Source organism: Pseudomonas sp. PLB05 (assembly GCF_021106615.1).
GTDB classification, from domain to species: domain Bacteria; phylum Pseudomonadota; class Gammaproteobacteria; order Pseudomonadales; family Pseudomonadaceae; genus Chryseomonas; species Chryseomonas benzopyrenica.
In genome coordinates this window covers 33,932-44,751 of the sequence record NZ_JAJOHO010000008.1, presented here as the reverse complement: position 1 = coordinate 44,751, position 10,820 = coordinate 33,932, and the positions used below count along the sequence as shown (strand labels likewise).

Below are 10,820 nucleotides of genomic sequence, written 5' to 3'. Positions count from 1 at the left end.
GGTAGTCAATTGAACGACATGGCAAAGAATCTGATCCTGTGGCTGATCATCGCCGCGGTGCTCGTCACCGTGATGAACAACTTCTCCAGCCCCAACGAACCCCAAACGCTCAACTACTCCGACTTCATCCAGCAGGTGAAGGACGGGCAGATCGAGAGCGTGACCGTGGATGGCTATGTCATCACCGGCAAGCATCGTGATGGCGATCCCTTCAAGACCATCCGTCCGGCGATCCAGGACAATGGCCTGATCGGCGATCTGGTCAACAACAGCGTCACCATCACTGGCAAGCAGCCCGAGCAGCAGAGCATCTGGACTCAGCTGCTGGTGGCCAGCTTCCCGATCCTGGTGATCATCGCCGTCTTCATGTTCTTCATGCGCCAGATGCAGGGAGGTGCCGGCGGTCGCGGCGGCCCTATGAGCTTTGGCAAAAGCAAGGCACGCCTGCTGTCGGAAGACCAGGTCAAAACCACCTTTGCCGACGTCGCCGGTTGCGACGAAGCCAAGGAAGAGGTCACCGAGCTGGTCGAGTTCCTCCGTGATCCGGGCAAGTTCCAGCGCCTGGGTGGCCGCATTCCCCGTGGTGTGCTGATGGTCGGTTCGCCGGGTACCGGCAAGACGCTGCTGGCCAAGGCCGTGGCGGGTGAGGCCAAGGTGCCGTTCTTCACCATCTCCGGTTCGGACTTCGTCGAGATGTTCGTGGGTGTCGGCGCCAGCCGTGTCCGCGACATGTTCGACCAGGCCAAGAAGCACGCTCCCTGCATCATCTTCATCGACGAGATCGATGCGGTCGGTCGTCATCGCGGCAACGGCATGGGCGGTGGGCACGACGAGCGTGAGCAGACCCTGAACCAGTTGCTGGTCGAGATGGACGGCTTCGAGATGAACGATGGCATCATCGTCATCGCCGCCACCAACCGTCCCGATGTCCTGGACCCGGCGCTGCTGCGTCCTGGTCGTTTCGACCGCCAGGTGGTGGTCGGCTTGCCGGACATCCGTGGTCGCGAGCAGATCCTCAAGGTGCACATGCGCAAGGTGCCGGTCGGCGAGCGCGTCGATGCCGGTGTCATCGCGCGTGGTACCCCGGGTTTCTCCGGTGCTGACCTCGCCAACCTGGTCAACGAAGCATCGCTGTTCGCCGCGCGTGCCAACAAGCGCACTGTCGACATGCGCGAGTTCGAGCTGGCCAAGGATAAGATCATGATGGGCGCCGAGCGCAAGACCATGGTCATGTCCGAGAAGGAGAAGCGCAACACGGCCTACCATGAGGCGGGTCACGCCATCGTCGGTCGCCTGGTGCCTGAGCACGATCCGGTCTACAAGGTTTCCATCATTCCCCGTGGTCGGGCCCTGGGCGTGACCATGTTCCTTCCCGAGGAAGATCGCTACAGCCTGTCCAAGCGGGCACTGGAAAGCCAGATCTGCTCGCTGTTCGGTGGCCGTATCGCCGAGGAGATGACCTTGGGTTTCGAAGGCGTTACCACTGGTGCCTCCAATGACATCATGCGGGCGACTTCGCTGGCGCGGAACATGGTGACCAAGTGGGGTCTGTCCGAAAAGCTCGGTCCTTTGCTGTATGGCGAGGAAGAGAACGAAGGCTACCTGGGTCGCTCGGGTGGTGGTGGCGCCGGCAACATGTCGGGCGAAACCGCCAAGCAGATCGACCTGGAAATTCGCCGGATCATCGATGACTGCTATGGCACCGCCAAGCGGCTACTGGACGAGAACCGCGATAAGCTCGAGCTAATGGCCGATGCCTTGATGAAGTACGAGACCATCGACTCCGATCAGATTGACGACATCATGGCCGGCAAGGTCCCGCGCGAGCCGCGTGACTGGCATGACCGTGGTGGTCCTACCGGTGATGCCCCAGCGCCCCAGAGTGGTAGCGATCGTCCGGAAACCCCCATCGGTGGTCCAGCCGGAGAACACTGAAACACCCATGTTCAATCCGTTTCCTTCGACCCGATTGCCTTGCGGCAATCGGGTTCTTGTTTTTGACGCGCCCAAGGTCATGGGCATCCTCAACGTCACCCCCGACTCCTTTTCCGATGGTGGTCGCTATACGGCGGTGGAAAGCGCTCTGCGCCATGCCGAAGGGATGGTGAACGCTGGTGCGGCCATCATCGATGTCGGTGGAGAGTCCACTCGCCCGGGGGCGCCAGCGGTGTCCGAGGCGGAGGAGCTCGATCGGGTCATCCCGGTGGTCGAGGCGATCGCCCGAGAGCTGGATGTCGTCATTTCCCTGGATACTTCCACGCCCGCGGTGATGCGCGAAGGTGCCAGGGCGGGCGCCGGCCTGATCAATGACGTCCGCTCGCTGCGCCGGTCTGGCGCTCTCGAAGCTGCCGCCGCGAGCGATCTGGCGATCTGCCTGATGCACATGCAGGGGGAGCCCAGCACCATGCAGCAGGCGCCCGTCTATACCGATGTCGCAGGCGAGGTAGGTGCTTTTCTGGCCGAGCAGGTCAGGCGCTGCGAAGCGGCTGGTATCGCACGCGAGCGGCTGGTGCTTGATCCGGGGTACGGCTTCGCCAAGACCCTCGAGCACAATCTCGGACTGTTCAAGCGACAAGCCGAGTTGCTCGCCTTTGGGCTACCCTTGCTGGTAGGCGTCTCGCGCAAGAGCATGATCGGCGCGGTCACCGGGCGGCCTGTGGAGGGGCGCCTGGCGGGCGGTCTGGCCCTGGCGGCCCTGGCGCTGGTCAAGGGCGCGCAGATCCTCAGGGTCCATGATGTGGCGGAAACGGTGGACGTGGTGAAGATGATCACCGCGGTCGAAGGCTTCAGGCAGGAACAAAACTGATGGCAAGAAAGTATTTTGGAACCGATGGCATTCGCGGCAAGGTCGGCACCTATCCCATCACCCCGGATTTCATGCTCAAGCTGGGTTGGGCGGCGGGCATTGCCTTTCGCAGTCGCGGCGGTTGTCGGGTGCTGGTCGGCAAGGACACCCGCAACTCGGGCTACATGTTCGAGTCAGCCCTGGAAGCCGGGCTGTCCGCTGCCGGTGCCGATGTCATGTTGCTCGGTCCCATGCCAACCCCTGGGATCGCCTACCTGACACGGACCTTCCAGGCCAGTGCCGGCATTGTCATCAGTGCGTCACACAATCCCTACTACGACAATGGCATCAAGTTCTTTTCCGGCGCCGGCACCAAGCTGCCCGATGAGCTCGAAACCATGATCGAGGAGCTGCTCGATACGCCCATGACCGTGGTGGATTCGGCGCGTATCGGCAAGGTCTCGCGCATCAATGATGCGGCCGGTCGCTACATCGAGTTCTGCAAGAGCAGCGTGCCGACCGGGACTAGTTTCGCCGGCCTGAAGATCGTGCTCGATTGCGCCAATGGCGCCACCTACAAGATCGCGCCCAGTGTCTTCCGCGAACTCGGCGCCGATGTCAGCGTGCTGGGGGTGCAGCCGGACGGGCTCAACATCAACAAAGACTGTGGCTCCACTCACCTCGAGGGGCTGCAGCAGGCGGTGCTCGACCAGCACGCCGATCTCGGTATCGCCTTCGACGGCGACGGTGATCGGGTGCTGATGGTGGATCACACCGGAGCGGCAGTGGATGGCGATGAGCTGCTCTATCTGATCGCCCGCGATCTCAAGCGTCGTGGTCGCCTCGAGGGTGGGGTGGTGGGTACCCTGATGAGCAATCTCGGTCTCGAGCTGGGACTGGCGGAGCTGGAGATTCCCTTCGTCCGCGCCAAGGTAGGCGATCGCTATGTGATGGCCGAGCTCTTGGAGCGCAACTGGGTGCTGGGTGGCGAGAATTCCGGGCACGTGGTCTGCTGCCAGTACACCACCACCGGTGACGCCACCATCGCCGCCCTGCAGGTGCTGATCGCCCTGCGCAATGCCGGTCAGACCCTGGCCCAGGCGCGCATGGCGCTACGCAAGTGCCCGCAGGTGCTGATCAACGTGAGGTTCGGCGGCGGCCAGGATCCCCTGGAGAATCCGCGGGTCAAGCAGGCCAGTGCCGAGGTCACCGAGAAGATGGCCGGCAAGGGGCGGGTGCTGCTGCGCAAATCCGGTACCGAGCCGTTGCTGCGGGTCATGGTCGAAGGCGAGAACGAGCGTGAGGTGCGGGCCCATGCCGAGGCGCTCGCTCAGTTGATAACCGAGGTATGTGCTTGATTTGCTTGCATGCCGGTTTTCGATTGAGTAACATCTGCGCCCACTTCGCTCCCTGAGGTAAAACGCATGCGTCGTTCCCTGGTTGCCGGTAACTGGAAAATGCATGGCTCGCTGCAAGGCGTGTCGGTGCTGGTCGCAGGCTTGAAAGGGTTAGATGGCGCAGCGGGTGTCGATGTCGTGGTGATTCCGACATTGGTGCATCTGCCGGGGGTGGCTGAAGCGCTGGCGGCAACGTCGCTGATGGTGGGGGCGCAGACCTGTGCTCCCGTCGCGGGCGAGAAGGCTCTGACTGGCGAGGTATCCTCGACCCAGTTGGCAGAATTCGGTTGCCGTTACGTACTGGTGGGGCACTCCGAGCGGCGTGCTCTGCTGGGCGAGGATGATGTGGTGGTGGCAAAGAAATTCGCGGCCATCCAGGAGGGCGGGATGATTCCCGTGCTCTGTGTCGGCGAAACCCGTGAAGAGCGGGAGGCCGAGCGTACTCTGGATGTGGTGGGTGGCCAGCTGAAGGCGGTCATCGACGCAGTCGGGGTCGCGGCTTTCGCCAAGGCTGTAGTGGCCTACGAGCCTGTTTGGGCGATAGGTACCGGGCTGACGGCGACGCCGGAGCAGGCGCAAGAGATTCATGCGGCGATTCGCGCCCTGGTGCGCGAAGCCGATGCTGGGGTCGCTGAAGGCCTTCAGCTGTTGTATGGCGGCAGTGTCAAGGCTGCCAATGCTGCCGAGTTGTTCGGCATGCCGGATATCGATGGGGGGCTAGTGGGTGGAGCCTCCCTGAATGCTGAAGAGTTCAGTGCGATTTGCCGCGCTGCAGGACGTGGATAATGTTGGAAACTGCAGTTGTCGTGATCCACTTGCTGATGGCGCTTGGCCTGATCGTGCTGGTATTGATGCAGCAGGGCAAGGGTGCCGAAGCCGGTGCATCCTTCGGTGCGGGTGCCTCGGGTACCGTGTTCGGTAGTCAAGGTTCTGCTACCTTTCTGAGTCGCTTTACTGCTATACTAGCCGCGGTTTTTTTCGCGACTAGCCTGGGTCTGGCGTATTTCGCCAAAGACCGTGCGTTGGGTCTGCGTGAGGTGGGTTTGCCCACTCAGCCGGTCCAGCAGGCTCCTCAGCCGAAGCAGGATGGTAACGATGTTCCCCTGAGTCAGCCCCGCGCTGCCCAGGGTGGTACTTCCGGGGACGTGCCCCAGGAGTCCAAGTAGGTTTCAAAGGTTTCATGCCGAAGTGGTGGAATTGGTAGACACGCTATCTTGAGGGGGTAGTGGCCACAGGCTGTATGGGTTCGAGTCCCATCTTCGGCACCAAATAGCAAAGACGTCCTGCAGGACGCGGCGAGAGAGAGTAGGTTGACTCCTAGAGTTCAGTTGAATATAATCTCGCTCCAGCTTTGACGCGGGGTGGAGCAGTCTGGTAGCTCGTCGGGCTCATAACCCGAAGGTCGTTGGTTCAAATCCAGCCCCCGCAACCAGTTATTTAAAGCCCCTTTATAGGGGCTTTTTGTTGGCTGGACAGTTCGGGTCGCGCTTTCTTGCGCAGACCTCTTAGGGATGGGCGTAATGCCCATTTTTTATTCTCAAAAAACGCGAGGCAACCAGGTGTCGAGCAAGCTAGAACAGTTGCAGGCCTTGCTGGCCCCCGTCGTCGAGGCGCTTGGCTATGTCTGCTGGGGTGTCGAGTACATCTCCCAAGGGCGGCATTCGCTACTGCGTGTCTACATCGATCATCCCAATGGCATTCTCGTTGAAGACTGCGAGGCTGTCAGTCGCCAGGTAAGTGGCGTACTCGATGTGGAAGATCCGATCACCAATGAATACACCCTCGAGGTGTCTTCCCCCGGTATGGATAGACCGCTGTTTACGCTGGAGCAATTTGCTGCCCATGCGGGTGAACAGGTCAAGGTCAAACTTCGGTCGCCCTTCGAAGGGCGACGTAATTTCCAGGGTTTGCTGCGCGGTGTGGAAGACCAGGACGTCGTGGTGCAGGTGGACGAGCATGAGTATCTGCTGCCCATCGAGATGATCGACAAGGCCAACGTCGTTCCCCGTTTCGAGTGATTTGAGCGCGAGACCGCGGATCCCAAGGATTGCGAATACGAGGCGTAAGATGAGCAAAGAAGTTCTGCTGGTAGTGGAATCTGTTTCGAACGAGAAGGGTGTTCCACCCGGCGTCATCTTCGAGGCACTGGAGTTGGCTCTCGCCACGGCTACCAAGAAACGCTACGAAGAAGATGTGGATCTGCGGGTGTCGATCAACAGACACAACGGCAGCTACGAAACCTTCCGCCGCTGGACCGTGGTGGAAGACCAAGACTATCAGCTGCCCGATTCGCATCTGACGGTGGAAGACGCCCAGGAAGAGCATCCCGGCGTCAAGGCCGGTGAAGTGATCGAAGAGAAGATCGAGTCCATCGAATTCGGTCGGATCGCTGCCCAGACCGCCAAGCAGGTGATCGTGCAGAAGGTGCGCGAGGCCGAGCGGGCTCAGGTGGTGGATGCCTATCGCGAGAAGGTCGGCGAGATCATCTCGGGTACCGTCAAGAAGGTCACCCGTGACAGCGTGATCGTCGACCTGGGCAACAATGCCGAGGCCCTGCTGCCGCGCGAGCACATCATTCCGCGTGAGACCTTCCGCATGGGCGTGCGTCTGCGTGCCCTGCTCAAGGAAATCCGCACCGAGAACCGCGGTCCGCAGCTGATGCTGTCGCGCACCGATCCGCAGATGCTGATCGAGCTGTTCCGCATCGAAGTACCGGAGATTTCCGAGCAGCTGATCGATGTCATGGCGGCTGCCCGGGATCCGGGTTCGCGGGCCAAGATCGCCGTCCGTTCCAAGGACAAGCGTATCGATCCCCAGGGTGCTTGCATCGGCATGCGCGGTTCGCGTGTCCAGGCGGTATCCGGTGAGCTGGGTGGCGAACGGGTCGACATCGTGCTGTGGGACGACAACCCGGCGCAATTCGTCATCAACGCCATGGCCCCGGCCGAAGTTGCTTCGATCATCGTCGACGAAGACAGCCGCACCATGGACATCGCCGTCGCCGAGGACAACCTGGCCCAGGCCATTGGCCGTGGCGGTCAGAACGTGCGCCTGGCCAGTCAGCTGACCGGCTGGACGCTCAACGTGATGACCGAAGCGGACATCAACGCCAAGCAGCAGGCCGAGACCGGCGACATCATCCAGCGCTTCATCGACGAGCTGGATGTCGACGAGGAACTGGCGCAGGTGCTGGTGGAAGAGGGCTTCACTTCCCTCGAGGAAGTGGCCTATGTGCCCATGGAAGAGATGCTCAATATCGATGGCTTCGACGAAGACATCGTCAACGAGCTGCGTACCCGGGCCAAGGATCGCCTGCTGACCCGGGCCATCGCGACCGAAGAACAGAAGAGCCCCAGCGAAGATCTGCTGACCCTCGACGGCATGGATCCCCAGCTCGCCAGCGCGCTGGCCCAGCGTGGTGTGGTCAATCGCGAAGAGCTCGCCGAGCAGTCGATCGACGACCTGCTCGACATCAACGGCATGACCGAAGAGCGTGCCGGCAAGCTGATCATGGCTGCCCGTGCCCATTGGTTCGAGTAAGCGGCGCAGTCTGAGGAGAGAAGTGCATGACGCAAGTCACGGTGAAAGAACTGGCCCAAACGGTCAATACGCCGGTGGAACGTCTGCTACAGCAGATGCGCGAGGCAGGTCTGACGCATAGCAACGCCGAGCAAACGGTGAGCGATGCGGAAAAGCAGGCGCTACTGACACACCTGAAGGGGACTGCGCAGCTCGACGAGCCCAGCAAGATCACCCTGCAGCGCAAGACCCAGACCACGCTGAAAGTGGCCGGCAGCAAGACAGTCAGTGTCGAAGTGCGCAAGAAGAAGACCTTCGTCAAGCGCAGTCCCGCTGAGCTGGAAGCCGAACAGCGCCGCGAGCAGGAAGCCCTGCGCGCCGCCGAAGAGGCCGCCGCTCAGGCACGTGCCGCGGAAGAGGCTCAGCGCGCTGCCGAAGCGGCTGCCCAGCAGCAGGCTGAAGCCGCTGCTCAGGCCGCGCAGCAGGCGGTCTCCGCCGAGGCTGCAGCCCCTGCCGCGCCGGAAGCCCCGGCCGTGGTAGCCGAGCAGCAACCCGCTGCCGAGCCTGCCGTCGAGGTCAAGAAAGCGGATCCGGCCAGTGAGCGCAAGCGCGAAGAGCCGCGTCGTCCCGTGCATCCTGCCCCGAGCAGCAAGCGCGAAGAAGACGAGCGCCGTGAGCGCAAGAACGCCCAGCATCGCCCGTCGATCAAGGACAAGGTCGCAGCTCCCCGTACCGTGCGCAGTGGCGACGACGAGGAAGAGGGCTTTGGCCGGCGTGGCGGTCGCGGTGGCAAGTCGCGACTCAAGAAGCGAAACCAACACGGGTTCCAGAGCCCGACAGGACCTGTAGTGCGCGAAGTCAATCTAGGTGAGACCATCACCGTCTCTGAGCTTGCTCAGCAGATGTCGGTGAAGGCCGCCGAAGTCATCAAGTTCATGTTCAAGATGGGGTCCCCCGCCACCATCAACCAGGTGCTCGACCGCGAGACGGCGCAGCTGGTGGCCGAAGAGCTGGGCCACAAGGTCAAGCTGGTCAACGAGAACGCCCTGGAAGACCAGTTGGCCGAATCTCTCAAGTTCGAGGGTGGCAAGGCCCTGCACCGCGCGCCGGTGGTGACCGTCATGGGTCACGTCGACCACGGCAAGACCTCGCTGCTGGACTACATCCGTCGCGCCAAGGTCGCGTCGGGCGAAGCCGGTGGCATCACCCAGCACATCGGTGCCTACCACGTGGAAACCGAGCGTGGCATGGTGACCTTCCTGGATACCCCTGGCCACGCCGCGTTTACCGCCATGCGTGCCCGTGGTGCCAAGGCCACCGACATCGTCATCCTGGTCGTCGCGGCCGATGACGGCGTCATGCCGCAGACCGAGGAAGCCATCCAGCACGCCAAGGCGGCGGGTGTCCCCATCGTCGTGGCGGTCAACAAGATCGACAAGCCCGACGCCGATCCGGATCGCGTCAAGCACGATCTGGCTGGTCGTCAGGTCATCCCGGAAGAGTGGGGCGGCGACACCCAGTTCGTGCACGTCTCGGCCAAGGCCGGTACCGGCGTGGACGAGCTGCTCGAAGCCATCCTGCTGCAGGCCGAAGTCCTGGAGCTGACCGCTACGCCGGAAGCACCCGGTCGCGGTGTGGTCATCGAATCGCGCCTGGACAAGGGTCGCGGTCCGGTCGCTACCGTACTGGTACAGAACGGCACCCTGCGTCAGGGCGACATGGCCCTGGTCGGCGTCAACTTCGGTCGTATCCGTGCCATGCTCGACGAGAATGGTAAGCCGATCAAGGAAGCCGGTCCCTCCATCCCGGTCGAGATCCTCGGCCTGGACGGCACCCCGGACGCCGGTGACGAACTCACCGTGCTGACCGACGAAAAGAAGGCCCGCGAAGTGGCGCTATTCCGTCAGGGCAAGTTCCGCGAGATCAAGCTTGCCCGCGCTCACGCCGGCAAGCTCGAGAACATCTTCGAGAACATGGGCCAGGACGAGAAGAAGACCCTCAACATCGTGCTCAAGTCCGATGTGCGTGGCTCCCTCGAAGCGCTGCAGGGCTCGCTGTCCGGTCTGGGCAACGACGAAGTCCAGGTGCGCGTGGTCGGCGGAGGCGTCGGTGGTATCACCGAGAGCGATGCCAACCTGGCGCTGGCTTCCAATGCCGTGCTGTTCGGCTTCAACGTCCGGGCCGATGCCGGGGCGCGGAAGATCGTCGAGCAGGAAGGCCTCGACATGCGCTACTACAACGTCATCTACGACATCATCGAAGATGTGAAGAAGGCGCTGACCGGCATGCTGGGCAGTGACGTCCGGGAGAACATCCTGGGTATCGCCGAGGTGCGCGACGTCTTCCGTTCGCCCAAGTTCGGCGCCGTCGCCGGCTGCATGGTCACCGAGGGCATGGTGCACCGCAACCGTCCGATCCGCGTCCTGCGCGAAGACGTGGTCATCTTCGAAGGCGAGCTGGAATCCCTGCGTCGCTTCAAGGATGACGTGGCCGAAGTGCGTGCCGGCATGGAATGCGGTATCGGCGTAAAGAGCTACAACGACGTCCGCGTCGGCGACAAGATCGAGGTGTTCGAGAAGGTTCAGGTCGCCCGTTCGCTGTAACGACGACTCTGCACCAGGACGGCAGGTCGCGGACCTGGCAGACCCCTGCCAGGTCCGGACTTGCCGTTCGCGTTTCCAAGGTTCATGGCTGGCAGGCCTGGTGTCTGCGGCCTTTCGTACGAGAGTTTCGACATGGCCAAAGAATTCAGCCGTACCCAGCGCATCGGTGATCAGATGCAGCGTGAACTGGCACTGCTGATCCAGCGTGAGATCAAGGATCCGCGACTGGGCATGGTGACCATCACCGGCGTGGACGTCGCGCGCGACCTGTCCCATGCCAAGGTGCACATCACCGTCCTGGGCAAGGACGACGATGCCGACGCCATCAAGCAGAACATCGGCATCCTCAAGGACGCCGCCGGCTTCCTGCGTCAGCAGCTGGGTCGGGCGATGAAATTGCGCACCGTTCCGCAACTGAGCTTCCAGTACGACGAAAGCATTCGTCGCGGCGCCCAGCTGTCGGCCCTGATCGAGCGGGCGGTCGCCGAAGACCGTCGCCACGAAGGGGAGGAGTAG

General features: G+C 62.3%; 9 protein-coding genes and 2 tRNA genes. All 11 read left to right on the top strand.

What is annotated here, in order from left to right; genetic code table 11:
- Positions 1 to 18 precede the first annotated feature (18 nt).
- Positions 19 to 1,935 (top strand): ATP-dependent zinc metalloprotease FtsH, encoded by a 1,917-nt coding sequence (gene ftsH / locus LRS53_RS23355; RefSeq protein ID WP_017640627.1) that lies wholly within the window; start codon positions 19 to 21, stop codon positions 1,933 to 1,935.
- Positions 1,936 to 1,942: 7 nt separating this feature from the next.
- The gene (gene folP, locus LRS53_RS23350; protein ID WP_231357453.1) at positions 1,943 to 2,806 is read left to right on the top strand and encodes a dihydropteroate synthase; all 864 of its coding nucleotides are present in this window, start codon (positions 1,943 to 1,945) and stop codon (positions 2,804 to 2,806) included.
- A complete protein-coding gene (gene glmM / locus LRS53_RS23345) occupies positions 2,806 to 4,143 on the top strand; it encodes a phosphoglucosamine mutase (protein ID WP_064308126.1) in 1,338 nt (445 codons plus the stop codon). Before folP ends, glmM begins: the two co-directional genes overlap by 1 nt.
- 66 nt (positions 4,144 to 4,209) lie before the next feature.
- The gene (gene tpiA / locus LRS53_RS23340; RefSeq protein ID WP_231357452.1) at positions 4,210 to 4,968 is read left to right on the top strand and encodes a triose-phosphate isomerase; all 759 of its coding nucleotides are present in this window, start codon (positions 4,210 to 4,212) and stop codon (positions 4,966 to 4,968) included.
- Positions 4,968 to 5,348 carry a preprotein translocase subunit SecG gene (secG, locus tag LRS53_RS23335; RefSeq protein WP_017640623.1) on the top strand — a complete coding sequence of 127 codons (381 nt, stop codon included), beginning with the start codon at positions 4,968 to 4,970 and terminating at the stop codon, positions 5,346 to 5,348. Before tpiA ends, secG begins: the two co-directional genes overlap by 1 nt.
- Positions 5,349 to 5,364: 16 nt before the next feature.
- A tRNA-Leu gene (locus tag LRS53_RS23330) sits at positions 5,365 to 5,450 on the top strand.
- A gap of 87 nt (positions 5,451 to 5,537) precedes the next feature.
- Positions 5,538 to 5,614, top strand: a tRNA-Met gene (locus LRS53_RS23325).
- A gap of 127 nt (positions 5,615 to 5,741) precedes the next feature.
- Positions 5,742 to 6,200, top strand: a complete 459-nt coding sequence (gene rimP, locus LRS53_RS23320) for a ribosome maturation factor RimP (protein WP_007162650.1) — start codon at positions 5,742 to 5,744, stop codon at positions 6,198 to 6,200.
- A 49-nt stretch (positions 6,201 to 6,249) separates the two neighbouring features.
- On the top strand, positions 6,250 to 7,722 hold the full coding sequence (gene nusA, locus LRS53_RS23315; RefSeq protein ID WP_017640621.1) for a transcription termination factor NusA: 1,473 nt from the start codon (positions 6,250 to 6,252) through the stop codon (positions 7,720 to 7,722).
- 26 nt (positions 7,723 to 7,748) lie between these two features.
- A complete protein-coding gene (infB, locus tag LRS53_RS23310; protein WP_231357451.1) occupies positions 7,749 to 10,304 on the top strand; it encodes a translation initiation factor IF-2 in 2,556 nt (851 codons plus the stop codon).
- A gap of 132 nt (positions 10,305 to 10,436) precedes the next feature.
- Positions 10,437 to 10,820 carry a 30S ribosome-binding factor RbfA gene (gene rbfA / locus LRS53_RS23305; RefSeq protein WP_007162647.1) on the top strand — a complete coding sequence of 128 codons (384 nt, stop codon included), beginning with the start codon at positions 10,437 to 10,439 and terminating at the stop codon, positions 10,818 to 10,820.

Bases quoted from the DNA above. Each gene is read 5' to 3' on its own strand.
- nusA (WP_017640621.1), top strand. From the start codon at position 6,250: ATGAGCAAAGAAGTTCTGCTGGTAGTGGAATCTGTTTCGAACGAGAAG.
- secG (WP_017640623.1), top strand. From the start codon at position 4,968: ATGTTGGAAACTGCAGTTGTCGTGATCCACTTGCTGATGGCGCTTGGC.
- folP (WP_231357453.1), top strand. From the start codon at position 1,943: ATGTTCAATCCGTTTCCTTCGACCCGATTGCCTTGCGGCAATCGGGTT.
- rbfA (WP_007162647.1), top strand. From the start codon at position 10,437: ATGGCCAAAGAATTCAGCCGTACCCAGCGCATCGGTGATCAGATGCAG.
- infB (WP_231357451.1), top strand. From the start codon at position 7,749: ATGACGCAAGTCACGGTGAAAGAACTGGCCCAAACGGTCAATACGCCG.
- glmM (WP_064308126.1), top strand. From the start codon at position 2,806: ATGGCAAGAAAGTATTTTGGAACCGATGGCATTCGCGGCAAGGTCGGC.
- tpiA (WP_231357452.1), top strand. From the start codon at position 4,210: ATGCGTCGTTCCCTGGTTGCCGGTAACTGGAAAATGCATGGCTCGCTG.
- ftsH (WP_017640627.1), top strand. From the start codon at position 19: ATGGCAAAGAATCTGATCCTGTGGCTGATCATCGCCGCGGTGCTCGTC.